General features: G+C 69.8%; 22 protein-coding genes. 14 read left to right on the plus strand and 8 right to left on the minus strand.

The window, feature by feature from the left end; translation table 11 throughout:
* Positions 1-7: 7 nt before the first annotated feature.
* Entirely contained in the window at positions 8-1,819 is a 1,812-nt protein-coding gene (locus G6N16_RS10625; protein ID WP_235674064.1) for a serine/threonine-protein kinase, read from the minus strand.
* A gap of 509 nt (positions 1,820-2,328) precedes the next feature.
* Between G6N16_RS10625 and G6N16_RS10630 the strand changes: the two genes are divergently transcribed.
* From G6N16_RS10630 to G6N16_RS10650, 5 genes are all read left to right on the plus strand, one after another.
* Complete coding sequence (locus G6N16_RS10630; RefSeq protein WP_308205343.1) at positions 2,329-2,586, plus strand: DUF448 domain-containing protein; 258 nt, start codon at positions 2,329-2,331, stop codon at positions 2,584-2,586.
* Between the two features lie 62 nt (positions 2,587-2,648).
* Positions 2,649-5,378: a translation initiation factor IF-2 gene (gene infB / locus G6N16_RS10635; RefSeq protein WP_163787853.1), complete on the plus strand. Its 2,730-nt coding sequence runs from the start codon at positions 2,649-2,651 to the stop codon at positions 5,376-5,378.
* 24 nt (positions 5,379-5,402) lie between these two features.
* Positions 5,403-5,909, plus strand: coding sequence for a 30S ribosome-binding factor RbfA (rbfA, locus tag G6N16_RS10640; RefSeq protein WP_083029564.1), 507 nt, complete (start codon positions 5,403-5,405; stop codon positions 5,907-5,909).
* The gene (locus tag G6N16_RS10645; protein ID WP_083029565.1) at positions 5,884-6,882 is read left to right on the plus strand and encodes a DHH family phosphoesterase; all 999 of its coding nucleotides are present in this window, start codon (positions 5,884-5,886) and stop codon (positions 6,880-6,882) included. The genes rbfA and G6N16_RS10645 overlap by 26 nt, the downstream gene beginning before the upstream one ends.
* The gene (locus tag G6N16_RS10650; RefSeq protein ID WP_272937576.1) at positions 6,875-8,185 is read left to right on the plus strand and encodes an MATE family efflux transporter; all 1,311 of its coding nucleotides are present in this window, start codon (positions 6,875-6,877) and stop codon (positions 8,183-8,185) included. The genes G6N16_RS10645 and G6N16_RS10650 overlap by 8 nt, the downstream gene beginning before the upstream one ends.
* 31 nt (positions 8,186-8,216) lie before the next feature.
* On the opposite strand, the gene G6N16_RS10655 is transcribed toward G6N16_RS10650, so the two are convergent.
* On the minus strand, positions 8,217-8,678 hold the full coding sequence (locus G6N16_RS10655) for a hypothetical protein (protein WP_083029566.1): 462 nt from the start codon (positions 8,676-8,678) through the stop codon (positions 8,217-8,219).
* 11 nt (positions 8,679-8,689) lie between these two features.
* Positions 8,690-9,067 (minus strand): hypothetical protein, encoded by a 378-nt coding sequence (locus tag G6N16_RS10660; protein ID WP_133052885.1) that lies wholly within the window; start codon positions 9,065-9,067, stop codon positions 8,690-8,692.
* Positions 9,068-9,216: 149 nt separating this feature from the next.
* Here G6N16_RS10660 and G6N16_RS10665 point away from each other — a divergent pair, with 149 nt between their 5' ends.
* Complete coding sequence (locus tag G6N16_RS10665; RefSeq protein ID WP_083029568.1) at positions 9,217-10,845, plus strand: flavin-containing monooxygenase; 1,629 nt, start codon at positions 9,217-9,219, stop codon at positions 10,843-10,845.
* 67 nt (positions 10,846-10,912) lie between these two features.
* Here the strand turns inward: G6N16_RS10665 and G6N16_RS10670 are convergent, their stop codons facing one another.
* The 4 genes from G6N16_RS10670 to G6N16_RS10685 are packed head-to-tail and all read right to left on the minus strand — an operon-like array spanning position 10,913 to position 16,574.
* Positions 10,913-11,671 (minus strand): enoyl-CoA hydratase, encoded by a 759-nt coding sequence (locus tag G6N16_RS10670; protein ID WP_083029569.1) that lies wholly within the window; start codon positions 11,669-11,671, stop codon positions 10,913-10,915.
* Positions 11,672-11,729: 58 nt separating this feature from the next.
* Positions 11,730-14,291: a DEAD/DEAH box helicase gene (locus tag G6N16_RS10675; protein ID WP_083029570.1), complete on the minus strand. Its 2,562-nt coding sequence runs from the start codon at positions 14,289-14,291 to the stop codon at positions 11,730-11,732.
* Complete coding sequence (locus G6N16_RS10680; RefSeq protein WP_083029571.1) at positions 14,288-15,919, minus strand: CocE/NonD family hydrolase; 1,632 nt, start codon at positions 15,917-15,919, stop codon at positions 14,288-14,290. The genes G6N16_RS10675 and G6N16_RS10680 overlap by 4 nt, the downstream gene beginning before the upstream one ends.
* A 46-nt stretch (positions 15,920-15,965) precedes the next feature.
* Positions 15,966-16,574, minus strand: coding sequence for a DUF3558 domain-containing protein (locus G6N16_RS10685; protein ID WP_083029572.1), 609 nt, complete (start codon positions 16,572-16,574; stop codon positions 15,966-15,968).
* A 149-nt stretch (positions 16,575-16,723) separates the two neighbouring features.
* On the opposite strand from G6N16_RS10685, the gene G6N16_RS10690 reads away from it, so the two are divergent.
* The 4 genes from G6N16_RS10690 (at position 16,724) to G6N16_RS10705 (ending at position 19,768) form a co-directional block, all read left to right on the plus strand.
* Positions 16,724-17,686, plus strand: a complete 963-nt coding sequence (locus tag G6N16_RS10690) for an ACP phosphodiesterase PptH (RefSeq protein ID WP_083029573.1) — start codon at positions 16,724-16,726, stop codon at positions 17,684-17,686.
* Positions 17,683-18,354 (plus strand): 4'-phosphopantetheinyl transferase PptT, encoded by a 672-nt coding sequence (gene pptT, locus G6N16_RS10695; RefSeq protein WP_083029574.1) that lies wholly within the window; start codon positions 17,683-17,685, stop codon positions 18,352-18,354. Before G6N16_RS10690 ends, pptT begins: the two co-directional genes overlap by 4 nt.
* Entirely contained in the window at positions 18,351-19,253 is a 903-nt protein-coding gene (gene truB / locus G6N16_RS10700; protein ID WP_083029575.1) for a tRNA pseudouridine(55) synthase TruB, read from the plus strand. The genes pptT and truB overlap by 4 nt, the downstream gene beginning before the upstream one ends.
* 98 nt (positions 19,254-19,351) lie before the next feature.
* Positions 19,352-19,768 carry a CBS domain-containing protein gene (locus G6N16_RS10705; protein ID WP_083029576.1) on the plus strand — a complete coding sequence of 139 codons (417 nt, stop codon included), beginning with the start codon at positions 19,352-19,354 and terminating at the stop codon, positions 19,766-19,768.
* Positions 19,769-19,857: 89 nt separating this feature from the next.
* On the opposite strand, the gene mntR is transcribed toward G6N16_RS10705, so the two are convergent.
* Positions 19,858-20,544 (minus strand): manganese-binding transcriptional regulator MntR, encoded by a 687-nt coding sequence (gene mntR / locus G6N16_RS10710; RefSeq protein WP_083029577.1) that lies wholly within the window; start codon positions 20,542-20,544, stop codon positions 19,858-19,860.
* A 93-nt stretch (positions 20,545-20,637) separates the two neighbouring features.
* On the opposite strand from mntR, the gene G6N16_RS10715 reads away from it, so the two are divergent.
* The 4 genes from G6N16_RS10715 (at position 20,638) to G6N16_RS10730 (ending at position 25,896) form a co-directional block, all read left to right on the plus strand.
* Positions 20,638-21,627: a bifunctional riboflavin kinase/FAD synthetase gene (locus G6N16_RS10715; RefSeq protein ID WP_083029578.1), complete on the plus strand. Its 990-nt coding sequence runs from the start codon at positions 20,638-20,640 to the stop codon at positions 21,625-21,627.
* Between the two features lie 125 nt (positions 21,628-21,752).
* Positions 21,753-22,022, plus strand: a complete 270-nt coding sequence (gene rpsO / locus G6N16_RS10720) for a 30S ribosomal protein S15 (protein WP_083029579.1) — start codon at positions 21,753-21,755, stop codon at positions 22,020-22,022.
* Between the two features lie 339 nt (positions 22,023-22,361).
* Positions 22,362-24,584 carry a polyribonucleotide nucleotidyltransferase gene (locus G6N16_RS10725; protein WP_083029677.1) on the plus strand — a complete coding sequence of 741 codons (2,223 nt, stop codon included), beginning with the start codon at positions 22,362-22,364 and terminating at the stop codon, positions 24,582-24,584.
* Positions 24,562-25,896 (plus strand): M16 family metallopeptidase, encoded by a 1,335-nt coding sequence (locus tag G6N16_RS10730; protein WP_110810742.1) that lies wholly within the window; start codon positions 24,562-24,564, stop codon positions 25,894-25,896. Before G6N16_RS10725 ends, G6N16_RS10730 begins: the two co-directional genes overlap by 23 nt.
* The last annotated feature ends 22 nt before the right edge of the window (positions 25,897-25,918 follow it).

Here is a 25,918-nt window from a genome sequence, read left to right on the forward strand (position 1 = left end):
CGGTCGGTTACGCCGCGGGCAGCTTGACGACGCGTTTGTTGTCGCCGTCGGCGACATAGACATTGCCGTCGGCATCGACGGCGACTCCGCCCGGACTCGACAACCCGGTGAACGGCAGATCGAACTGCTCGGCGGTCTGGGGGTTGAACTTGACCACCCGGTTGAAATCGTCGCTGACGTAGACGGTGCCGGTGGAATCGACGGCGAGCCCGGTGGGGACGCTGAGCTGGCTCACGGCCAACTCGGTCGGCACGACGGCCCGCGGGGTCAGCTCAAGAACCTGATTCGGTCCGCTGTTGGCGATGAAGAGGTTTCCGTTGCCATCCAGGGCGATATCGCTGGGCGAACTCAGCGGACTCTGCGACAGCCGCTCGGTGGCGGCGGTCTCCCCGGGGCTCAGCTCGAGAACCCGGTCGTTGTTGAAATCGGTGACATAGACCGTGCCGTCGGCGCCGACGGCGATCCCGAGGGCAGAGGCCGTCGAATCCAGGCCGAACGAAAGCTCTTTGGGCGCTTCGCTGTTCGCGTCGAGTTTGAGGACCCGGTTGTTGCCGGTATCGGTGACGTAGACCGCTCCATCGGCACCGACGGCGACTGCTGCCGGCTTGTTCAGCCCGGTGAACGGGAGCTCCTCGGCAACCTCGGTGCCGGAACGCAGTCGCAGGATCTGATTGCTTCCGGCATCGGCGACGAGCACCGATCCGTCGTCCTCGATCGCGACTCCGGTGGGAAAGTCGAGTCCGGTGAACGGCAGCGCAACGGGTTCGCCGTAGGTCGTCGTTGCGGCTTGTGTCGTTGTCGCTGTTTCGGAGGGCGGTGCTGAATTCTGTTTGTGCGCAGAGCTGTTCGGCCACAGGAGTGCCACCGCGGTGATCACTGCTGCCACCGCGATCACCGCGCCGACGATCAATAGGGGCTTGCGCCGCGAGTGCTGCGGCGACGGGGCCACGACCCGCGTCGGGGGTACGTCGCCGACGGCCGATGCCACGCGGGCGGCCGACGGGGCCGCACCGCCGAGTGCGCCGCGGACGGCGGCGGCCAGCTCCGGGGCGGTCTGGAAGCGCTGCTGCGGGTCTTTGGCCATCCCGACGGCGACGACCGCATCGAACGCGGGCGGCAGGTCGGCCCGGGTTGCCGACGGCCGCGGCGGCGGGTTGTGCAGATGTCCGGTGACCTGGCGTTCCATCGAGTCGCCGGGGAACGGCTTGGTGCCGGTCAGTGCCTCGTAGAGCACGCACGCCAGGGCGTAGGTGTCGCTGCGCGGGTCGACGTCGTCGGTGGTGAATCGCTCCGGCGCCATATAGGCCCAGGTGCCGATGGTGTTGTCGGTGCCGGTGAGGCGGGCGTCGACCGCCGAGCGGGCGATGCCGAAGTCGATGAGATAGGCGGTGTCGTCGTCGCCGATGAGGATGTTCGACGGCTTGATGTCGCGATGCACCAGCCCGGTTTTGTGGGCGGCCTGCAGGGCGAGCGCGATCTGCTCGACGATGGCTGCGGCACGCGCAGGCGCCAGGGGACCGCCGGCGATTTCACCGGCCAGGTCGTGGCCGTCGATGAGTGCCATGTCGACATAGAGGCGCCCGTCGATCTCGCCGTAGTCGTGGATCGGGACGATGTGGGCGTTGTTCAGCCGGGCCGCGGAGTGCGCTTCGCGGCGGAAGCGCTGCTCGAAGCTGGGGTCCTCGGCGAGGTGCGCGGGCAGCAATTTCAGGGCGACGATCCGGTCGGTGCCGGTGTCATAGGCCCGCCAGACCTCACCCATCCCGCCGCGGCCCAGCAGTTCGATCAGCCGGTACCGCCCGAACGGAGTTCCCTCCACCAACGTCTCCCACCATGTGTCGCTATCCCGACCACGATAAGGGCACGGGATTCAGGACCGCAGCAGCTACGCGGACAGCGTTCGGTGAGTCCGTGCACCGGGATCATGTCCGCCGACGACCTGCGGCAGCTGGCCGGCGGCGAGGGGTCAGAAGCGTCCACTTCGATCCCGACGGCTGGGAAGACCCTCAAGGTTCGGACCGCCGAAGCCCCCCGAGCGGCCAATTACGGTGCGGGCGCCCCATGGCGTTCGCGTCGGCCGAAGCTGTCCTGGGCTTTTGTGTTCCTGATGGAGCGCTCGGGTCGGAGTTGGACTCTCGTGCAGTGTTGGAGCGCTCGGCGAGGGGGGTCGTCGCGGGTGGTAATCCGTGCATCGGCGAGCAGGTAGGATGAATCGTGATCCAGCACGAGTCTTCGCTTGCCGGCACGCGCCCGCATCGCAGCCCCCGCGGCCCGGTGCGAACGTGTGTCGGATGCCGAAAGCGCGAGTTGGCCGCCGAACTGATCAAGATGTCAGCCAGGCCGGACGGTGACGACGGGTACGTCGTCGTCGTTGACACGGCCGGTAATCTTCCGGGGCGGGGTGCATGGTTGCACCCCGACCAGGACTGTCTTGCGACAGCGATCCGACGGCGGGCAATCGCCCGGGCATTGCGGATCGCCGGTTCACCGGACACCACCGGGGTCGCCGAGCAGCTCGAACTGCTCGACGGGCCCAGCAACAGAACAGGCAGTAACGAACATGAGCACACCGTGAAGTCCCGATGACCATGCGTCATAGCTAACCGAGGCGTCGGCTGCCCGCTGCCGCCTCCAGATCAGGAGAAGTAGTGGCAGGTAAGGCCCGCGTACACGAGTTGGCCAAGGAACTCGGTGTCACCAGTAAGGAAGTTCTCGCCCGGCTGAGCGAACAGGGCGAATTCGTCAAATCGGCGTCGTCGACGGTGGAAGCACCCGTCGCGCGCCGTCTCCGGGAGTCGTTCGGCGGCGGTAAGGCCGCTCCGGAGGCTGCCCCCGCGGCGGCCAAGGCTCCCGCAAAGTCGCCCACGCCGGGACCGGTGCCGGGCCCCAAGCCCGCGCCGAAGCCGCCGGCCCCCGAGGCCCCGGCTGCACCGGCACCGCCCGCGCCCGCGCCCGCGGCGCAGGCTCCCGCCCCGGCCGCCCCCGCGGCTCCGGCTGCCCCCGCTGCCGGCCCGACCCCGGGTGCAGCCCCGGGCCCGCGTCCTGCGGCGCCGGGTCCCAAGCCGGGTGCCCCGCGGCCCCCGCGTGTCGGCAACAACCCCTTCTCGTCGCAGCAGCCGGTGGAACGCGCCATCCCGCGTCCGGCGCCGCGCCCGGCCCCGGGCCCCGGTGGCCCGCGTCCCGGCCCCCGCGCCACTCCCGGCAACATGCCGGCCCGGCCCGGTGCCAGCATGCCTCGCCCGCCGCGTCCCGGTGGTCCGCGTCCCGGACCCGGTGGCGGCGGCGGTCGTCCCGGTGGTCCCCGTCCGGCTCCCGGTGGTGCCGGCGGCGGCGGTAACTACCGCGGCGGCGCACCCGGTGCCGGCCCCGGCGGTGCAGCCGGCGGCGGTGGCTTCCGCGGCCGTCCCGGTGGTGCACCCGCCGGTGGTGGCGGCGGTGGCCGGCCCGGTCAGCGCGGCGGTGCCGCCGGTGCGTTCGGCCGTCCGGGCGGCGCCCCCAAGCGGGGTCGCAAGTCCAAGCGGGCCAAACGCGCCGAATACGAAAACATGCAGGCCCCGATCGTCGGTGGCGTGCGGTTGCCGCACGGCAACGGCGAAACCATCCGGCTGGCCCGCGGCGCGTCGCTGTCGGACTTCGCCGAGAAGATCAACGCCAACCCGGCCGCGCTGGTCCAGGCGCTGTTCAACCTGGGCGAGATGGTCACCGCCACCCAGTCCGTCGGCGACGACACGCTGGAGCTGCTCGGCAGCGAGATGAACTACGTCGTGCAGGTGGTGTCCCCGGAGGACGAGGACCGCGAGCTGCTGGAGTCCTTCGACCTCACCTACGGCGAGGACGCCGGCGACGAGGAAGACCTGGAACAGCGTCCGCCGGTGGTCACCGTCATGGGTCACGTCGACCACGGCAAGACCCGGCTGCTGGACACCATCCGGAAGGCCAACGTGCACGAGGGCGAAGCCGGTGGCATCACCCAGCACATCGGTGCCTACCAGGTCAGCGTCGAGCACGACGGCGTCGAGCGGCTCATCACCTTCATCGACACCCCCGGTCACGAGGCGTTCACCGCCATGCGTGCCCGCGGTGCGAAGGCGACCGACATCGCCATCCTGGTGGTCGCCGCGGACGACGGCGTGATGCCGCAGACCGTTGAGGCCATCAACCACGCGCAGGCGGCCGACGTGCCGATCGTGGTGGCGGTCAACAAGATCGACAAGGAGGGTGCGGATCCGCAGAAGATCCGGGCCCAGCTCACCGAGTACAACCTGGTGGCCGAGGACTTCGGTGGCGACACCATGTTCGTCGACATCTCCGCCAAGAACGGCACCAACATCCAGGCGCTGGAGGAAGCGGTCCTGCTGACCGCCGACGCGTCACTGGACCTGCGGGCCAACCCCGACATGGAGGCCCAGGGCGTGGCGATCGAGGCGCACCTGGACCGCGGTCGCGGTCCGGTGGCCACCGTGCTGATCCAGCGTGGCACCCTGCGGGTCGGCGACTCGATCGTCGCCGGCGACGCGTACGGCCGCGTTCGACGGATGGTCGACGAGCACGGCGAGGACGTCGAGGAGGCACTGCCGTCGCGGCCCGTTCAGGTCATCGGGTTCACCTCGGTGCCCGGCGCCGGCGATAACCTGCTCGTCGTCGACGAGGACCGCATCGCCCGCCAGATCGCCGACCGGCGCAGCGCACGCAAGCGCAACGCGCTGGCCGCCCGCAGCCGCAAGCGGATCTCGTTGGAGGACCTGGATTCGGCGCTGAAGGAAACCAGCCAGCTGAACCTGATCCTCAAGGGCGACAACGCCGGTACGGTCGAGGCCCTGGAAGAGGCCCTGATGGGGATCCAGGTCGACGACGAGGTGCAGCTGCGCGTCATCGACCGTGGTGTGGGTGGCATCACCGAGACCAACGTCAACCTGGCCTCGGCCTCGGACGCCATCATCATCGGCTTCAACGTGCGTGCCGAGGGCAAGGCGACCGAGCTGGCCAACCGCGAGGGTGTGGAGATCCGCTACTACTCGATCATCTACCAGGCGATCGACGAGGTGGAGGCTGCGCTCAAGGGCATGCTCAAGCCGGTCTACGAGGAGAAGGAGCTCGGCCGCGCCGAGATCCGGGCGATCTTCCGCTCCAGCAAGGTCGGCAACATCGCCGGCTGCCTGGTCACCTCGGGCATCATGCGGCGCAACGCCAAGGCCCGCCTGCTCCGCGACAATGTCGTGGTGGCCGAGAACCTCACCATCTCCTCGCTCAAGCGGGAGAAGGACGACGCCACCGAGGTGCGCGACGGCTACGAGTGCGGTTTGACGCTGACCTACAACGACATCAAGGAAGGCGACGTCATCGAGACCTACGAACTGGTCGAGAAGGCGCGGTCCTGATGACGGCCGGACGCGAAGGGCATCATGGCTGATCCGGCCCGGGCCAAGCGGCTCGCCAAGCGGATTGCCACGATCGTCGCCTCGGCGATCGAGTACGAGATCAAGGATCCCCGGCTGGCCGGGGTGACGATCACCGACGCGAAGGTCACCGGCGACCTGCACGACGCGACCTTGTACTACACGGTGCTGGGCACGTCGCTGAACGAGGAGCCGGACTACGCGGGTGCCGCCGCCGCGCTGGAAAGCGCCAAGGGTGTGCTGCGGTCGAAGGTCGGCGCGGGTACCGGTGTCCGGTTCACTCCGACGCTGGCCTTCTTCCGCGACACGGTTCCCGAGGCCGCCGACCGGATGGAGCAGCTGTTGGAGGCGGCGCGCGCCGCGGACGCCGAGGTGGCGCGGGCCCGCGAGGGGGCGGTCCCGGCCGGCGATCCCGATCCGTACCGCACGCCGGCGGACCGTGAGGATGAGGACGACGAACTGGGGGACGAGGACGCGGAGGTCACCGGTGACCGCGATCGAACCGTCGGCTGAGGCCCCCGGGCGCCGGGTCGACGCCCACGGGGCCATCGCGGTTCTGAACGCCGCCGACGACATCGTCATCGTCGCGCACGTCTTTCCCGACGCCGACACCATCGGCGCGGGCTTGGCGCTGGCACAGGTGCTGGAGCGGCTGGGCAAACGTGTCGCAGTGAGCTTCGCGCGGCCCGCCGCGCTGCCCGACTCGCTGCGCAGCCTGCCCGGCGGGCATCTGCTGGCGCATCCCGACGAGGTCAGCCCGAATCCGGACCTGGTGGTGACTGTCGACATCCCGAGCCGATCGCGGCTGGGGGCACTGGGCCAATTGGCCGAGCCGGACTGCGGCCGGCCGGTGCTGGTGATCGACCACCACGCGTCCAACCCGATGTTCGGCAGTGCGAATTACGTTGACAGGTCGGCGGATTCGACGACCATGCTGGTCGCCGAGCTGCTCGACGCGTGGGAGCAGCCGATCGACGTTGCCGTCGCACACTGCCTGTACGCCGGGCTGATCACCGACACCGGATCGTTCCGCTGGGCCAGCGCCCGCGCACATCGGCTGGCGGCGCGGCTGATCGACGTCGGCGTCGACAACGGCGCGGTGAGCCGCACCCTGCTCGACACCCACCCCTTCTCCTGGCTGCCGATGCTGTCGCGGGTGCTGTCCTCGGCGCGGCTGCTGCCCGACGAGGTCGACGGCCGCGGACTGGCGTACGCCGTCATCGAGCACCGCGAGGTGGCCGCGGCGCGCATCGAAGAGGTGGAAAGCGTCGTCGACATCGTGCGCACCACCGAGCAGGCCGACGTCTCGGCGGTGTTCAAGGAGGTCGAACCCGGGAAGTGGTCGGTCTCTCTGCGCGCCAAATCCGTCGACCTGACCCCGGTGGCCAGTGGTTTCGGCGGCGGCGGGCACCGGTTCGCGGCGGGCTATTCGGCCAGCGGCCCGGTGGAACTGCTCGTCGATCAGCTCCGCGCGGCCCTTGGCTGAGCCCGCTTCGACCAGGGAGATCGCCCGGCTGGCCTTCCCCGCGCTCGGGGTGCTCGCGGCTGAGCCGCTCTATCTGCTGTTCGACACCGCGGTGGTGGGGCGCCTGGGCGCCCTGGCGCTAGCGGGCCTGGCCATCGGCGCGCTGTTCCTGGGTCTGGTCTCCTCCCAGGGCACCTTCCTGTCCTACGGGACGACAGCGCGGTCGGCCCGGCATTTCGGCGCCGGCGACCGCCGCGCGGCGGTGCGCGAAGGAGTGACTGCCAGCTGGCTGGCCGTGGCCCTCGGGGTGGCGATCGTGGCCGTCGTGCAGATCGCGGCGGTGCCGCTGACCATGGCGATCGCCGGGTCGGCCGACATCGCCGACGCCGCGCTGGGCTGGCTGCGGATTGCCATCGGTGGAGCCCCGGCGATCCTGCTGTCGCTGGCCGGTAACGGCTGGATGCGCGGCGTGCAGGACACCCGCCGGCCGCTGCACTACGTCATCGCCGGCTTCGCCGTGTCCGCCGTGCTGTGCCCGCTGCTGGTGTACGGGTTGTTCGGGCTGCCGCGGCTGGGCCTGGACGGATCGGCCGTGGCGAACCTCGTCGGCCAGTGGTTGGCGGCGCTGCTGTTCGTGCGGGCGCTGGTCGGCGAACGGGTGCCGCTCGCTCCGGATCCGGGGCTGCTACGCGCCCAACTGGTGATGGGTCGCGACCTGCTGGCCCGGTCGCTGGCGTTCCAGGCGTGCTTTGTGTCCGCGGCTGCGGTGGCCGCCCGGTTCGGGGCCGCCGCGGTCGCCGCGCACCAGGTGGTGCTGCAGCTGTGGTCGTTCCTCGCGCTGGTGCTCGACTCGCTGGCGATCGCCGCGCAGTCTCTGGTCGGCGCGGCGCTGGGCGCCGGGCAGCCGCGGGCCGCCCGGTCGGTGGCGGCTCGGGTGACGGTGTTCTCCACGGTGGCCGCCACCGTGCTGGCGGCGCTGTTCGCCACCGGGTCCCGGGTACTTCCCACACTGTTCACCGACGACCCCGCCGTGCTGGCTGCGATCGGTGTCCCGTGGTGGTTCCTGGTCGCGCAACTGCCGATCGCCGGTGCGGTGTTCGCCCTCGACGGGGTGCTGCTGGGTGCCGGGGACGCGACTTACATGCGTAACGCGACGCTGGTCAGCGCCCTGGTCGGGTTCCTGCCGCCGATCTGGCTGTCACTGCGCTTCGGCTGGGGCCTGGCCGGCATCTGGGCAGGGTTGTCGACGTTCCTGGTGCTGCGGCTGGTGTTCGTCGGGGCCCGAGCCCTCTCGGATCGGTGGACGCGGACCGGCGTGGCGTAGGGCACGCGGGCATCCGCTGAGTCCCGTGCGGCTACAGGCCGCCGGCAGCCTCGGCGAGGTGGGTGCCGACAACCGTCCCGATCACCACGATGAGCGTGCCCAGCAGCGGCCACACGAACATCAACCGGCCCCGCAGCGCACCGATCAACACGCCGGTCAGCGCCAGTGCCGCGGCGAGGGCGACTCCGCCCCAGACGCCGCCGTAGGCGGCGACCATCAGGCCGTCGCTGCAGGTCCGCCCCGAGTAGGACGACGAGCAGGAGTCCCACGCCATCGGGAAGAAGAACGACCAGAACACCGCGATCACCGACAGCGCCACCTGCAGGGTGCCCACCAGCACCGTCGCCACGATGTCGGCGATCCGTGCGCCGCTCATCGGTGTGCGGACCGGGACCGGGGTCGGATACGCGTACGGGTAAACCGGCGGCGGGACCACCGGATAGATCGGCTGCGGGGGCAGGTAGGCAGGGGGGAGATCGGGGGACTCGGACACCGGTGCCGTCCTCAATTCCCGGCCGCGATGTTGATCAGATGAGCACCGATCACCACTGCGATGATGCCCACCGCGATCCCGGCGACCGGCCAGACCGACAGCGTGGTTTGCCGTTTGGCCGCCACCCAGAGGCCGACCACGGTGATCACCAGCCCGAGGGCCAGGCCGCCCCAGGTCACCTTCCAGGCGTGGTAGACGAACTCCTCGCGGCAATGCTCGAAGCAGCCGTCGGTGGCCATCGCCCAGAACAGCGTCACCCACCAGGTGAGCGCGGATCCGACGATCTGCAGCGTGGTCAGCACCGCGGCGGCCACGCCGTCGACCACGGCGCCGGTGCGGCGTGCTTCGGGTTGTGCGGGCGGGTGCGGGTGAGGGGGGATCGTCGTCACCGGACCCATTGTCCCCGTGGTCGGGGCCCTGGCGGATCGGAAAAACTACCTAAGGTCATACCATCCAGAGTTACAGAATCCTTTACAGTTGCATATTCGGCAAGGTCGGTGCGCAGTCCGCCGGCCCGGATATTCGGAATCGAGACGTGATGAGTGCAGAGGTCGAGGGTGACCGGACCCAGGTTCTGGTCATCGGCGCCGGGTTCGCCGGGCTGTATGCGCTGCACCGGCTGAGGGAACTTGGCATCTCGGCGCAGGTGCTGGAGAAGGCGGAAAATGTCGGCGGGACCTGGCTTTTCAACCGCTATCCGGGGGCGCGCTGTGACATCGAGAGCATCGAGTATTCCTACAGCTTCTCCGACGAGATCCAGCAGGAGTGGGTCTGGACGGAGAACATGCCCGCCCAACCGGAGATCGAGGCGTACCTGAACTTCGTCGCCGACCGCCTCGACCTGCGCCGCGACATCCGCTTCGGTACCGACGTCGTCGCGATGACATTCGACGAGGACGGTGCCGTCTGGCACCTGGATAGCGCCGACGGGCAGCGGTTCAGCGCGCAGTACGTCATCGCAGCCTCCGGCATCCTGTCGGTGCCACTGGAACCGCAGATCCCCGGAATGGACACTTTCGGCGGTGACTCACTGTTCACCGCCCGGTGGCCGCGCGACGGCTACCCGCTGGCCGGCAAGCGCGTCGGCGTCGTCGGAACCGGTTCTACCGGTGTGCAGACCATCCCGGTGATCGCCCGGGAAGCCGGTCACCTCTTCGTCCTCCAGCGCTCCGGCGCCTACACGCTGCCGTGGGAGGTGCGCGCCTTCGCCGACGGTGAGCTCGACGAGCTCAAGGCAAACTACCCCGAGATCCGCGCGGCCCAGCGGGCTCACCCGGTCGGCGCGGCGCGACTGAGCGCCTTCGCCCTGCTGCTGGACATGCTCACCCGCCCACCGATCACCTCGGCGACCGAGGAAGACAAGCAGCGCGCGATCGCCGAGCACGGCGTCTTCGGAGCGCTGAACTGGGGCGACGTGTTCTTCGACATGGAAGCCAACGACATGGCCCGGCGGCTGTACGGGGAGGCCATCGCCCGCATCGTCGAGGACCCGGAAACTGCTGCCGCACTAGTGCCCAGCCACCCGTTCGCCTGCAAGCGACCCATCATCGACCAGGGCTACTACGAAACCTTCAACCGCGACAACGTCACATTGGTTGACCTGCGTCGGGACCCGATCCGCACCGTCACCCCGACAGGTATCGACACCGAGCACAACAGCTATGCGCTGGACGTCATCGTCTACGCGACCGGGTTCGACGCGATGACCGGCGCACTGACCCGCATCGACGTCCGCGGGCGCGATGGGGTACCGCTGCGCGACGTGTGGGCGCAGCGGGGCCCGGGCGCATACCTGGGCATCGCGGTGGCCGGCTTCCCGAACCTGTTCATCGTCCAGGCGCCGGGAAGCCCCTCGGCGGCAACCAATTACGTCGCGGCGATGGAACAGCACATCGAATGGATCACCGACTGCATCGACCACCTCCGGAGAAACGGCAATCGCACCATCGAGGCGTGCCCCGACGCCCAGGACGCCTGGATCGCGCACACCGAGGAACTGGTCGCCCCGACGGTCCTGGTGCATCCCAGTTGCAACTCCTGGTACAACGGCGCCAACGTGCCCGGGAAGAAGCGGCGATACCTGGGCTATGTCGGCGGAATCCCGGAGTACCGGCGCCGCTGCGACGAGGTCGCCGCCGCCGGCTACGCCGGATTCACCCTCGGGTAGCGCAGCTGCGGGTTTGCGCGTTGAAGGGGATGCCGTCGGGCATGGTGACCGTTGTTGCGCTGACCGCCTATTTCACCTGGCTGCGGCCGCGCTCCAGCACGGCGGCGCGGTTGGCCTCGATGCTGGCGCCGGTGGTGCGCAGCGCCCAGTCGCGGGCTGCCTCAGCCTCGATCCAAAGGCTGGCGCCGGTCTGGGCGGTGTCGATGCGGTGGTAGGTGCCCAGCAGGGCGCGCACCGCATCCTGGTTGTTGCCGACGATGGAGGTGGCCACCGCGCGGGCGGCGTCGAGCAGCCGCTCGTGCGGCACCACCTCGGTAACCAGTCCGGCGCGCAGCGCGTCGGCGGCCGACAGGTAGTCGCCGGTCATGCTCATCCGCCGGGCCATCCCGACGCCGACCTTCTGTGGCAGCCGGACACTGAGCCCCCAGCTAGGCAGCAGCCCCACCCGGGCGTGGGTATCGGCGAACCGGGCGTTCTCCGAGGCGATCAGAATGTCGCAGTACAGCGCCAGTTCCAGTCCGCCGGTGACCGCGGCGCCGTTGATGGCACCGATCACCGGGGTGCTGATGTCCGGCCACTTCGGCGACAGGTCGGGCAGCGCGTCGGAGTTGCCGAGCTCCTTGAGGTCGACACCCGCGCAGAACACCGGGTCGGCGCCGGTGACGATGATGACGTCGACGTCCGGGTCGGCGTCGGCGGTGGCGAGGGAGGCGAAGAAGGTGTCGCGCAGTTCGCTGGACAGGGCGTTGCGGGACTTCGGCCGGTTCAGCGTCAGGGTGGCGATCCGGTCGGTGGTGTCGATCAGCAGGACGGGCTCGGTGGTCATCTGCCCACCGTAGCCGCCGCGACGCAACCGGATCCAGGGGGTCTGACAATGGATAGTTTCAGAATTGGTCCATCCGGCCGGCGCCCCGCAGCGTGAGCACCGGCGTTCCGGCGGCATCGGAGGCCGCCAGGTCCACCTCGACGTCGAAGCCCCAGTCCCGGTCCCCGGCCGGATCATCGAGGATCTGGCGCACCCGCCACGCGGTGGCGCCGCGGTCGATGATCAGCAGCGCCGGCCCGCGGGCATCGGCGCCGGTGCCCACCGCGTCGTGCTCGGCGAAATAGTCGTCGCCGACCTGTGCCCAGCGCGCCGCGGTCCAGCCGGCGTCGAGGGCGGCCAGTTCGTCCCAGCGTTCCCGGGCGAACAACTGCACCCGGTGGAACAACGCGTTGCGGACCATCGCGGTGAACGCCCGCTGGTTGGCGGTCAGCGGCCTCGGTGGGACCGGCACGGCGGACGTCGGCAGCGGGCCGTCGCCGGCGGTGATCTGTTCCCACTCGTCGAGCAGGCTCGAATCCACCTGGCGCACAAGCTCCCCGAGCCACTCGACGATGTCGGTCAGCTCCTCGGTGCGGGCGGCGGCGGGGACCGACGAGCGCAGCGCCCGGACCGCGTCGGACAGGTAGCGCAGCACCGTACCCTCGGAGCGGGTCAGCCCGTACTCGCCGACCAGTTCCCGGAACGTCATCGCACGCTCCCACATCTCCCGCACCACCGACTTGGGTGACAGGCCGGCCCCGGCGGCCCACGGGTTGCTGCGCAGGTACAGCCCGAAGGCATGCTGCAGCAGCTCGTCGAGCGGCTTGGGGTAGGTCACCTCGTCGAGCAGCTCGATGCGTTCGTCGTAGTCGACGCCGTCGGCCTTGAGCTCGGCCAGCAGCTCGCCGCGCGCCCGCTTCAACTGGGCGGCCAGGATCGGTCGCGGATCCTCCAGCGTCGCCTCGATCACCGAAACCACATCCACCGCATAGGTTTCCGAATCGGGATCCAGCAGGTCGACGGCCGCCAGGGCGAACGTGGACAGCGGCTGGTTCAGCGCGAAATCCCGCGGCAGGTCACCGGTCAGCCGGTAGCGCACGACGTCGGTCCCGGGTTCGGCCACCCGCTGCAGCACGCCGGCCTGCAGCAGCGATCGAGCGATCCCCACGGCATCGCGGATCAGCCGCAACTGCCGTTTGCGTGGCTCGTGGTTGTCGGTGAGCAGCGAACGCATCTCCGCGGCCGCGTCCGACGTGCTCGTCGCCGCACCGGAGCGGGCCGCGACATTGAGCATCATCGCCGTCGTCACCCGCATATTGCTGGTCAGGGCCTCGGGTTCGGCGGATTCCAGCCGTCGCAGCGTCGGTTCACCCCAGGGGACCATGCCCTCGGGGGCCTTGCGCCGCACCAGCTTCCGGCGCTTGCGCGGATCGTCGGCGACCTTGGCGAACTGTTTGAGGTTGGCGATCTCGTGCTCGGGCGCCTGTACGACGACGGTGCCCGCAGTATCGAAGCCGGCGCGTCCGGCCCGCCCGGCGATCTGGTGGAACTCGCGCGCGTTGAGCAGCCGGGTGCGGGTGCCGTCGTACTTCGACAGCGCCGAGAACACGACCGTGCGGATCGGCACGTTGATCCCGACGCCGAGCGTGTCGGTGCCGCAGATGACCTTCAGCAGTCCGGCCTGGGCGAGCTGTTCGACGAGGCGCCGGTACTTGGGCAGCATGCCGGCGTGGTGCACCCCGATGCCGTGGCGGACCAGCCGCGACAGCGTCGACCCGAACGCCGTGCTGAAGCTGAACCCACCGATCAGCTCGGCGATCGCCGACTTCTGTTCCCGGGTGCAGACATTCACGCTCGTCAGCGCCTGGGCGCGCTCCAGTGCCGATGCCTGGGTGAAATGCACGATGTAGATCGGGGCCCGGTCGGTCTCCAGCAGCTCGGTGATGGTCTCCTGCATCGGCGTGGTGGCGTAGGAGAAATACAGCGGTACCGGGCGTTGCGCATTGGCCACCAGCGCGGTGGGCCGCCCGGTGCGCCGGGTCAGGTCCGCGCGCAGGTTTGTCACGTCGCCCAGCGTCGCCGACATCAGCAGGAACTGGGCGCCGGGCAGTGTCAGCAGCGGCACCTGCCACGCCCAGCCCCGGTCCGGGTCGCCGTAGAAGTGGAACTCGTCCATGACGATCAGCGGCGCGGGCGCATCGTTCCGGCCGCCCTCGCGCAGCGCGATATTGGCGAGCACCTCGGCCGTGCAGGCGATGATGGGGGCGCCTGCGTTGACGGCCGCGTCGCCGGTGAGCATGCCGACGTTGACCGCGCCGAACACCTCGCACAGGGCGAAGAACTTCTCGCTGACCAGCGCTTTGATCGGGGCGGTGTAGTAGCTGCGCCGGCCCCCGGCCAGCGCGGCGTAGACCGCGCCGGTGGCCACCAGCGACTTCCCCGATCCGGTGGGCGTGGCCAGGACGACATTGGCGCCGCTGACCAGTTCGATCAGCGCCTCCTGCTGCGCCGGGTACAGCGCGGTCCCGCCGGCCTGGGCCCGTGCCGCGAACCGTTCGAAGAGTGCGTCCGGGTCGTCGCCGTGTGCCCGCAGCGGCGAGAGGTCGCCGGGATCGGTGACCAGCGGCGCCGGACCCGTCACGGGCGGTGAATCGGCAACAGCAGCCGGGAGGCCCCGCCGTGGCCGATGGTCTGGGTGGACGGCACCATCCGGACCCCGTCGCGGGGATGTTCGCCGGTACCCAGATTGCGGGCGTACCGCGGGTGGGAACCACCGGCGATCAACAGCCGGATCCGGTTGCCCGCGGTGAACCGGTGCGCGATCTCGTCCAGGGCCAGCCGGATCGGCGCGGGATCGTCCGCATCCCGGACGAATCGCCGGTAACCGTCGCTGATGTTGGTGGACCGCCCGCGCCCGTCGACCTCGCTGATCCGGACGAACACGTCGAAGTACGGGTTGTCGGAGCGGTGGTCCAGCTCCACGACGGGTGCGCCGTGCACCTCCACATCGGCGGTCAGCTCCGGACCGTTGAAAACCAGCACGTCGTCACGGGTGGCCAGCGCGTCGTCGCGGCGGCGGCCGCTGTCCGGCGACAGCAGCCGACCACCCACGGTCGGCGTCGGATCGGCCGGGTCGTAGGTGAACTGCGAGCTCACCGCTGCGTCCGGGCCGGGTTCGGCGCGCAATTCGCCCGGCTCCAGATAGAGAACCGCCTCACCCGCGTCGGCCGGCGGCCAGTCCGCCAGCTCGCGCCAGCCCCCGCCGCCGGTGACGAAGATCCGGGTGCGCGGCCGGGGTGCGACGTCGTGTCCGCCCAGGTGCCGGCCGAACCAGTCCAGGGATTCGCGCAGCACGGCCGGCGCGGCGCGGGTCATGGTGTGGGTGTGCGTCCACGGGCCGACCGTCAGGGCCACGTCGGCGCCGCGGTCACGCAGCCGCCGGTACTGCTCCAACGTCTGGTCCAGAAAGATGTCCTGCCAGCCGCCCACCACCAGGATCGGCACCTCGGCGCGGTCCAGGCCGCCGTCGCGGCGGTACGGCGCCCAAAACGGGTCGTCGAGGTCGGCGTTGCCGGTCCACGGTTCCCACCACGGCGCACCGTCGCCGAGCAGATCCCGGCCGGAGCGGCCGAGCGGCACCTCGGAAACCGCGCGGCGCACCTCCGAATACTGGCGCAGGTTGCGGATGGCGGCGCGCATCCACCCGGGTTCCTCCTGGTGGACCAGCCCGTGACTCCAGCCCAGGAAATCGTTGACGGTGAACGCGCCGGTGCCCCAGGTCGCATCGGCCAGGTCGTGCACCCCGACGATGGTCACCGCCGCGGCCAGATCCTCGGGCGGATCCTCCAGCATCGCGAACTGGGTGTGTGCCAGATACGACGGGCCGATGGTGCCGAAAGATCCCGTGTACCAAGGTTGTTCACGCAGCCAAGCCGCGGTGTCCAGGCCGTCGTCGGCCTCGTTGACCGCCGGGGAGAATTCACCGCCGGAACCGAACGTGCCCCGCACGCTCTGCAGGATCACGTGGTGACCGCGCGCGGCGTACGGCGTCCCGTACAGCTGTGCGAGTGGGAACCCGCGGCCGTACGGGCTGCGCACCAACAGGGTGCCGACCGGTTTCCCGATCGGCTCATAGTGGTCGGCGAGCAGTTCGACGCCGTCGCGCATCGGGATCGGCACGCCGCGGCGCACCCGATAGCGGTGGGTGGGGGGTGGTAGATCGGCGACGCGGCTCAGCGCCCGGTGGGCGAACTGGGGCAGCGGGGGCACCCCGCCAGGGTACGGCGTGGCCCGGACGCCGGCAGATTCCGCGAGGTCAGAACTTGTAGTAGGGGGACAGCTGCTGGGCGCGCATCATGTTCTCGGTCATGCACTCCGGGGCGTCCGGGGAGTGGATGGGGGAGTAGAACAGCGACTGCTGGATGACGCCGTAGCTGGTCTTGTAGGCGATCATGCAGGAGAACCACCACCGGTTGTTCCAGTCGGTGGGCTTCATCACCCAGTAGGTGGCCGCGCGGTGGCCGTTGATGGTGGTCTCGACGGCGTCCTTGGGCAGCGTCTGCTCATAGGTGCGCCAGACGAACGCCTCCACCGCCATCTGGTAGTTGCCGGCGTCGTACTGGCAGCGCAGGCCGTTCTGCGGTTCCGGCGGCGTGAAGCCCAGGCCGATCGAATCGGTGACGTCGAGCGGGATGTCGCGGCACGGGTCGAACGGATCGGGGTCGGTCAGGTTGAGCACCGGCCGCCGGGTGGTGCTCAGCGGCACGTCGGTGTTGCGCAGCTCGATCGGGGCGGCCCAGGTCCGCTCGACGTTCCCGAACGCGGCCGCCGAGACCCCGTCGCGCGATCCGCCGGTGCCGGCGGTCAGCACGGCGGCGGCGACGACCGCGGTCAATGCGGCCCATAACCGCAGCCTGGCAACCATGACGACCCTTCCTCGGAACCGGCTCTGCGGGCAGTGTAGCCCGGCCGGGGGCACCGCCGGCCGGAGAAACGAGAACCTGTTACAGATGGCCGGGAACCTGTTGCGCAGCGCATCGGCGGGGGCCCCGACCCGGTCAGTAGGCTGAGGCCGTGGCGAGCGGACAGGCACCGGGACGATCCCGGCCCACCCTGTGGGCGATCAGCGACCTGCACACCGGGCACACGGGCAACAAGCCGGTGGCCGAATCGCTGTACCCGTCGACTCCCGACGACTGGCTGATCGTCGCCGGTGACGTCGCCGAACGCACCGACGACATCCGCTGGTCCCTGGACCTGCTGCGCAAGCGGTTCGCCAAGGTGATCTGGGTACCCGGCAACCACGAACTGTGGACCACCGGCAAGGACCCGGTTCAGGTGTTCGGCCGGTCCCGCTACGACTACCTGGTGCAGATGTGCGACGAGATGGGCGTCATCACCCCCGAGCACCCGTTCCCGGTGTGGACCGAGGAAGGTGGCCCGGCCACCATCGTGCCGATGTTTCTGCTCTACGACTACACATTCCTGCCGGCCGGGGCGAACAGCAAGGCCGAGGGTCTGGGCATCGCCAAGGAACGCAATGTGGTGGCCACCGACGAGTTCCTGCTGTCCTCGGAGCCCTACGCCACCAAGGACGCCTGGTGCCGGGATCGGCTGGAGCACACCCGCAAACGCCTCGAAGACCTGGACTGGATGACCCCGACGGTTCTGGTAAACCACTTCCCGATGGTGCGCGAACCCTGCGACGTGCTGTTCTTCCCGGAGTTCTCCCTGTGGTGCGGCACCACCGCCACAGCCGACTGGCACACCCGCTACAACGCGATCTGCTCGGTTTACGGGCACCTGCACATCCCGCGCACCACCTGGTACGACGACGTGCGCTTCGAGGAGGTGTCGGTCGGTTATCCGCGGGAATGGCACCGCCGCAAGCCCTATCGCTGGCTCCGTCAGATCCTGCCCGACCCGCAGTACGCACCGGGCTATCTCAACGAGTTCGGCGGGCATTTCACCATCACCCCCGAGATGCGGGAACAGTCGGAGAAGGTGCGTCAACGGATCATGAGCCGGCGCGGATGAGCACGCTGATCTCCGCGCTGGTGCCCGAAACCGTCGCCGGCGCCGAACTGTACGACGACCCGCCGGGCCTGGCGCCGCTGGCAGCCGAAGAACCATTGATTGCCCGCTCGGTGGCCAAGCGCCGCAATGAATTCGTCACCGTGCGGCACTGCGCCCGGTTGGCGCTGGCCGATCTCGGGGTTGCGCCGGTGCCGATCCTCAAGGGGGAGAAGGGCGAACCGCGCTGGCCGGCCGGCATCGTCGGTTCCATCACCCACACCGAGGGCTACCGCGGTGCGGCAGTGGCCCGCAGCGCCACCGTGCGCTCGATCGGCATCGACGCCGAACCGCACGACGTGCTGCCTGACGGGGTGCTCGACGCGATCAGTCTCGACGCCGAACGCGATGAGCTCGCCGCCCTGCCGTCCGGTCTGCACTGGGACCGAATCCTGTTCTGTGCCAAGGAAGCGACGTACAAGGCGTGGTATCCGCTGACGCATCGGTGGCTGGGCTTCGAGGACGCCCACATCACCTTCGCGGTCGACGAGCTGGACGGCGCGTCGGCGTCGGGCCGCTTCTCCTCCCGCATCCTGATCGACCCGGCCGCCGAGTCCGGTCCGCCGCTGACCCAGCTGGCCGGCCGGTGGTCGGTGGCCGCGGGTCTGGCGCTGACGGCGATCGTCCTGTGAGCGAGAGCGCGCCGCAGCCGGGGATCGTCGTCGTTGACAAGCCGGGTGGGATGACCAGCCACGACGTCGTCGGCCGCTGCCGGCGGTTGTTCGGCACCCGCAAGGTCGGCCACGCCGGCACGCTGGACCCGATGGCCACCGGCGTGCTGGTGGTCGGGATCGAGCGGGCCACCAAGATCCTCGGGCTGATTGCCGGCACCAGCAAGTGCTACGACGCCACCATCCGGCTGGGGCAGACGACCTCCACCGACGACGCCGAGGGGGAGGCGCTGATCTCCGCCGACGCTTCCGGGGTGGACGACGCGGCGATCGGCGCGGCGGTGGCCGCGCTGCGCGGCGACATCCTGCAGCGACCGTCGGCCGTCAGCGCCATCAAGGTGGACGGCAAGCGCGCCTACCAGCGGGTTCGCGAGGGCGAGGCCGTCGAACTGGCCGCCCGCCCGGTGCGCATCCAGCGGTTCGACGTACTGGGTATCCGCCGTGACGGCGCCCTGGTGGACGTCGACGTCACGGTGGACTGCTCGTCGGGCACCTACATCCGGGCGCTGGCCCGCGATATCGGCGAGAGTCTCGGCGTCGGCGGGCACCTGACGGCACTGCGCCGCACCCGGGTCGGGCGGTTCGGACTGGAGCAGGCCCGCACCCTCGACGAGCTCGCCGAGGCGCCACGGCTGAGCTACACCCTCGATGAGGCGTGCCTACTGGGCTTCGCCCGCCGCGACCTGTCCGACGCCGAGACCGTCGACGTCGGCCACGGTCGGGCCCTGGAACCCGCCGGGATCGACGGGGTGTACGCCGCCGTCGCCCCCGACGGCCGGGTGATGGCCCTGCTGGAGGACTCCGGCCGCCGCACGCGATCCGTCGTGGTGGTCCGTCCGGCGACGATGCCGCTGCCGTAGGAAGCCGCGTGGTGGGCGGCACCGTCCCGCAAACCGGTGACCAAGGCCGGGACCAAGGCCCCTGTGGGGCCGGCACGCCCGGATGACAGACTGGCGACATGACTGGTATTCCCACAGCAGGCTCGATCGTCGTCGCGGATCTCATCGGAGACGCGGTGGTCCGGATCCCGGCCGGTGCGACGGTCGCCGACGCGGCCCGGGTGCTCGTCGACGCCGGCGTGGGCGCCGTGGTGGTCGGCGATGATGCCCGCCCGGCCGCGGTACTCAGCGAACGTGACGTGGTCCGGGTGGTGTCCGAGGGCCGCAATCCGGCCGATGTGCCGGTCGCCGAGGTCGCCAGCACCAACCTGGTGTGGTGCGAGGACACCGATTCCGTCGACGCCGTCGCCACCCGGATGACCGATCGCTACATCCGCCACATCCTGGTCGAGAACGGCGGCGAGCTGGCCGGCATCGTGTCGGCCCGCGACCTGCTGGGTGTCTACGCCGGCGACGCCGACGCTGTCGACGCCTGAAACCCATGCCGACTTAGGCCCGCAACGGGCCGTCGTTTCACAATGGGAAACGACGGCGCGCAGCGGTACCAGATCGGTACAGGCGCGGGTCAGAGGACCCAGATGGCCGAGGTGGCGGGAGTCCCCAGGTCGACGGCGACCTCGGATCCTCCGTCCAGCACCGCCACCGAGAGCAGCCCGGCGAAATCCCGTCGGGCCAGCACTCGCAGCCGAGCGTCCAGAGTGATGCCGAGTTCGTCGAAGTAGCGCAGCATCTCCGGGTCGTCGTCGGAAATCCGGGCCACCGTGACGGTTTCCCCGTCGCCGCATTCGCTCAGCCGGCGCGCCGGAGGCGCGGGCACGCGGCCGTCGGCGGCCGGGATCGGATCGCCGTGCGGGTCGCGGACCGGATGCCCGAGCTTGGCGTCGATGCGGTCCAGCAGCCGATCGCTGATGGCGTGCTCCAGGATCTCGGCCTCGTCGTGCACCTCGTCCCAGCCGTAGCCCAGTTCGCTGACCAGGAACGTCTCCAGCAATCGGTGGCGGCGGACCATCGCCAGCGCGGCCTCCCGGCCCGCGTCGGTCAGCGTCACCGCGCCGTACTTCTCGTGGTCCACCAGTCCCTGGTCGGCCAGCCGGCGAATCGATTCCGACACCGTGGACGGTGACACCCCCAGCCGCTCGGCCAGCATTTTGGTGCTGACCCGCTCCGCCGACCACTCCTGGACCGTCCAGATTGTCTTGAGATAGTCCTGGGCGACGGCACTCAGCTCGCCTGCACCTCCGCCGGGGACCACGTGGGGGAGTGTAACCAGCGACGCGGTCGGCGTGGTTTCACTGTGGGTGGACTCCAACGAGGGAACCCGGACGCGGCATCGTAGGCTTGGGGCGTGCAGCGGTGGCGGGGAGTAGAAGACATCCCCACGGACTGGGGCAAATGCGTGCTGACCATCGGCGTTTTCGATGGCGTGCACCGCGGTCACGCCGAACTGATCGCCCGCGCGGTCCAGGCCGGCCGCGACCACGGCGTCCCGGTGGTGCTGATGACCTTCGACCCGCACCCGATGGAAGTGGTGTTCCCGGGCAGTCACCCGGCCCAGCTGACGACGCTGACCCGGCGCGCCGAACTCGCCGAGGAACTCGGCGTCGACGTGTTCCTGGTCATGCCGTTCACCGCCGACTTCCGCCAGCTGCCCGCCGACCGCTACATCCACGAACTGCTGGTGGAACGACTGCACGTGCTGGAAGTGGTTGTCGGACAGAACTTCACCTTCGGGCGCAAGGCCGCCGGCAACGTGGACCTGCTGCGCGAGGCCGGACAGCGATTCGGCTTCGCGGTGCAGTCCATCTCGCTGGTCACCGAACATCTGCCCGGCCAGACCCTCGCGTACTCGTCGACCTACATCCGGTCCTGCGTGGACGCCGGCGACGTGGCCACCGCGGCCGAGGCACTGGGCCGCCCGCACCGGGTGGAGGGCGTGGTCGTCCGCGGCGACGGCCGGGGCCGGGTGCTGGGGTTCCCGACGGCCAACGTGGCGCCGCCGATGCACTCGGCGGTTCCCGGCGACGGGGTGTATGCCGCGTGGTTCACCGTGCTGGCACACGGCCCGGTGATCGGCTCCGTCGTACCCGGTCAGCGCTACCCGGCCGCGGTGTCGGTCGGCACCAACCCGACGTTCTCCGGCCGGACCCGCACCGTGGAGGCGTTCGTCCTGGACACCGCCGCCGACCTGTACGGCCAGCACGTCGCGGTCGACTTCGTCGCCCGCGTCCGCGGCATGGAGAAGTTCGCCGGAGTCGAGGAACTGGTCGTCGCGATGGGCCGAGATGTCGAGGCCGTGCGCGCCCTGCTCGCATCCCGCGATGCAGATGGCGATTAGGGCCCGTACCCGCCGCGCTGCTAGACTTCGGACCCGAATCCGGCATGTGCTGCAGTTCGCGGTGGCTCATGCCTTGTCCCCGCCGGGGACCGCTTTTCCCGCGGACCGATAGATGGAGTGAATTCGTGGCGCTTTCCGCCGAGCAGAAGAAGCAGATCCTGGCCGAGTACGGCCTGCACGAGACCGACACCGGTTCCCCGGAGGCCCAGGTCGCGATGCTGACCAAGCGGATCTCGGATCTGACCGAACACCTCAAGACCCACAAGCACGACCACCACTCGCGCCGCGGGCTGCTACTGCTGGTCGGCCGTCGCCGCCGGCTGCTCAAGTACGTCGCCCAGGTCGACGTCGAGCGCTACCGCGCGCTGATCGAGCGCCTCGGCCTGCGTCGCTGACGCAGGTTCGAAGCCGCGCAGCACGCTGCGCGGCCGGTTTGCCGGGAATCACCGGCGAAGATGTATTGTGAATGGGGTTTGCTGGCGTTTGGCCGGCAAACCTCCTGGTGCGACGCGCGCAGTACCGCGCGCCCGTTCCGGCGAGTCACGCAGTACCAGTCCCGAGTGTGGACCGGTCTTCGGTAGTGGCTGCCGGGTCCCCGTCAGGGCGGGCCGGCCGCTTCGATCGACGGCCGCAGCCGCATTCCGGTTCCCTGGTCCCTGTTGTGACGACGCGAAACAGCGTTGACTGGCGCGCCACGGGGCGCCCAGGTGAACAGAGAGGGCCGCGGACTTTTCATGTCTGTTGCTGAAATTGACGAGGGCGTCTTCGAATCGACCGCCGTCATCGACAACGGGAGCTTCGGCACCCGCACCATCCGTTTCGAGACCGGCCGGCTGGCCCGCCAGGCCGCCGGTTCCGTCGTCGCCTACCTCGACGACGAGACCATGCTGCTGAGCGCCACCACCGCCAGCAAGTCCCCCAAGGACCACTTCGACTTCTTCCCGCTGACGGTCGATGTCGAGGAGCGCATGTACGCCGCGGGCCGCATCCCCGGCTCGTTCTTCCGCCGTGAGGGCCGCCCGTCCACCGACGCCATCCTGACCTGCCGGCTGATCGACCGTCCGCTGCGCCCGTCGTTCGTCGACGGCCTGCGCAACGAGATCCAGGTCGTGGTCACCGTGCAGAGCCTCGACCCGCAGGACCTCTACGACGTGCTGGCCATCAACGCCGCTTCGGCGTCCACACAGCTGGCCGGTCTGCCGTTCTCCGGCCCGGTCGGTGGCGTGCGGGTGGCTCTGATCGACGGCCAGTGGGTCGCGTTCCCGACCGTCGACCAGCTGGAGAAGGCTGTCTTCGACATGGTGGTCGCGGGACGCGTCGTCGCTGACGACGTCGCGATCATGATGGTCGAGGCCGAGGCCACCGAGAACGTCATCGAGCTGGTGGCCGCCGGTGCGCAGGCCCCGACGGAGACCGTCGTCGCCGAGGGCCTGGAGGCCGCCAAGCCGTTCATCAAGGTGCTGTGCGAGGCCCAGGCCGCCCTGGCTGGCGCCGCAGCCAAGGAACTGCGCGAGTACCCGGTGTTCCCGGACTACGCCCCGGACGCCTACGACGCCGTCGCCGCGATCGCCACCGACGCCCTCGGCGAAGCGCTGACCATCGCAGAAAAGGCCGCCCGCGAGGCGCGCACCGACGAGATCAAGGTCGAGGTGCTCGACAAGCTGTCGGAGAGCTTCGCCGGCCGGGAGAAGGAAATCGGCGCCGCGTACCGTTCGCTGACCAAGAAGCTGGTTCGCCAGCGGATCCTGACCGACCACTTCCGCATCGACGGTCGCGGCATCACCGACATCCGGGCGCTGTCCGCCGAGGTCGCTGTCATCCCGCGGGCGCACGGCAGCGCACTGTTCGAGCGCGGCGAGACCCAGATCCTGGGTGTGACGACGCTGGACATGGTCAAGATGGCCCAGCAGATCGACTCGCTGGGGCCGGAGACCTCCAAGCGCTACATGCACCACTACAACTTCCCGCCGTTCTCCACCGGTGAGACCGGCCGGGTCGGTTCGCCCAAGCGCCGCGAGATCGGCCACGGCGCCCTGGCCGAGCGGGCCCTGATGCCCGTGCTGCCGAGCATCGAGGAGTTCCCGTACGCGATCCGTCAGGTGTCGGAGGCGCTGAGCTCCAACGGCTCCACCTCGATGGGCTCCGTGTGCGCCTCGACGCTGTCGCTGCTGAACGCCGGTGTGCCGCTGAAGGCTCCGGTCGCCGGCATCGCCATGGGCTTGGTGTCCGATGAGGTCAACGGTGAGCGCCGCTACGTCGCGCTGACCGACATCCTCGGCGCCGAGGACGCGTTCGGTGACATGGACTTCAAGGTCGCCGGCACCAAGGACTTCGTCACCGCGCTGCAGCTGGACACCAAGCTCGACGGCATCCCATCGAAGGTGCTGGCCGGGGCCCTGTCCCAGGCCAAGGACGCGCGCTTGACCATCCTGGAGGTGATGGCCGAGGCCATCGACGCCCCCGACGAGATGAGTCCGTACGCGCCGCGGATCACCACCATCAAGGTCCCGGTCGACAAGATCGGCGAGGTGATCGGGCCCAAGGGCAAGATGATCAACTCGATCACCGAGGAGACCGGCGCGCAGATCTCCATCGAGGACGACGGCACCGTGTTCGTCGGCGCGGCCGACGGCCCGTCGGCCCAGGCCGCGATCGACAAGATCAATGCCATCGCCAACCCGCAGCTGCCCAAGGTCGGCGAGCGGTTCCTCGGCACCGTCGTCAAGACCACCGACTTCGGCGCGTTCGTGTCGCTGCTGCCCGGTCGCGACGGGCTGGTCCACATCTCGAAGTTGGGCCGCGGCAAGCGCATCGCCAAGGTCGAGGACGTCGCCACGGTGGGCGACAAGCTGCGGGTGGAGATCGCCGATATCGACAACCGCGGCAAGATCTCGCTGATCCTGGTCGACGAGGATGAGGCCCCGGCCGCGGCCGATGCAGCAAGCGCGTCGGAGTAAGCGCACCGCAGCGGCGGCACTTCGCGAGGAGTCACTGGTCCGCAGGACCACCCTTCCGGGTGGTCTGCGGGTGGTGACCGAGCGGGTGCCGTCGGTGCGGTCGGCGTCGGTGGGTGTGTGGGTCGGTGTCGGCTCCCGCGACGAGGGTTCGTCCGTCGCGGGTGCGGCGCACTTCCTGGAACACCTGCTGTTCAAGTCGACGCCGACGCGCAGCGCCGTGCAGATCGCCCAGTCGGTGGACGCCATCGGCGGTGAACTCAACGCGTTCACCGCCAAGGAACACACCTGCTACTACGCGCACGTGCTGGACACCGATCTGTCACTGGCCCTGGATCTGGTCTCCGATGTGGTGCTGCGCGGCCGGTGCGCGGCCGAGGACGTCGAGATCGAGCGTGACGTGGTGCTCGAAGAGATCGCCATGCGCGACGACGACCCCGAGGACGTTCTCGGCGAGGAGTTCCTGACCGCCATGTTCGGCGATCATCCCGTCGGGCGGCCGGTGATCGGCAGTGTGGCCTCGGTGTCGGCGATGAGCCGCACCCAGCTGCGCTCGTTTCACACCCGGCGCTACACGCCGGAGCGGATGGTTGTGGCGGTGGCCGGCAACATCGACCACGACGAGGTGGTGGCGCTGGTGCGCCAGTACTTCGGATCCCGGCTGGACACCAGCCGCGAGCCGGTGGCACCGCGAACCGGCACCGGGCGGATCCCCGGCGACCCGACGCTGCGGCTGATCAACCGGGACTCCGAGCAGACACACCTGCTGCTGGGCGTGCGTACCCCGGGGCGCACCTGGGAGCACCGCTGGGCCACCGCCGTGCTCAACGGCGCACTCGGCGGCGGACTGAGTTCGCGTCTGTTCCAACAGATTCGGGAGACCCGCGGGCTGGCGTACTCGGTGTACTCGTCGGTCGACAGCTACTGCGACACCGGCACACTGTCGGTGTACGCCGGATGCCTACCCGAACGATTCGCCGAGGTCGTCGAGGTGGCCACCGATGTGCTGGCGTCCGTCGCCGCCGACGGGATCACCGAAGCCGAATGTCGAATCGCCAAGGGCGCCCTGCGCGGTGCCCTGGTGCTCGGACTGGAGGATTCCGCATCGCGGATGAACCGGATCGGCCGCAACGAGCTCAACTACGGGGAGCACCGCAGCCTGGAGTCCAGCCTGGCCAAAATCGAGGCGGTGACCCTCGACGAGGTCAACGCGGTCGCCCGCACCCTGCTGACCCGCCCGTTCGGCGCCGCGGTGCTCGGCGACTACCCGTCGAAGAAGAAGCTGCCCAAACAGCTCACCCGTCTGTTGTCCTAGCAGGGGACGGGCACATACCCGG

Origin of the sequence: Mycolicibacterium insubricum (genome assembly GCF_010731615.1) — a bacterium.
GTDB lineage: Bacteria > Actinomycetota > Actinomycetes > Mycobacteriales > Mycobacteriaceae > Mycobacterium > Mycobacterium insubricum.

Bases quoted from the DNA above. Each gene is read 5' to 3' on its own strand.
- G6N16_RS10630 (WP_308205343.1), top strand. From the start codon at position 2,329: ATGTCAGCCAGGCCGGACGGTGACGACGGGTACGTCGTCGTCGTTGAC.
- rbfA (WP_083029564.1), top strand. From the start codon at position 5,403: ATGGCTGATCCGGCCCGGGCCAAGCGGCTCGCCAAGCGGATTGCCACG.
- G6N16_RS10665 (WP_083029568.1), top strand. From the start codon at position 9,217: ATGAGTGCAGAGGTCGAGGGTGACCGGACCCAGGTTCTGGTCATCGGC.
- G6N16_RS10670 (WP_083029569.1), bottom strand. From the start codon at position 11,671: ATGACCACCGAGCCCGTCCTGCTGATCGACACCACCGACCGGATCGCC.
- G6N16_RS10685 (WP_083029572.1), bottom strand. From the start codon at position 16,574: ATGGTTGCCAGGCTGCGGTTATGGGCCGCATTGACCGCGGTCGTCGCC.
- pptT (WP_083029574.1), top strand. From the start codon at position 17,683: ATGAGCACGCTGATCTCCGCGCTGGTGCCCGAAACCGTCGCCGGCGCC.
- G6N16_RS10705 (WP_083029576.1), top strand. From the start codon at position 19,352: ATGACTGGTATTCCCACAGCAGGCTCGATCGTCGTCGCGGATCTCATC.
- G6N16_RS10725 (WP_083029677.1), top strand. From the start codon at position 22,362: ATGTCTGTTGCTGAAATTGACGAGGGCGTCTTCGAATCGACCGCCGTC.
- G6N16_RS10730 (WP_110810742.1), top strand. From the start codon at position 24,562: ATGCAGCAAGCGCGTCGGAGTAAGCGCACCGCAGCGGCGGCACTTCGC.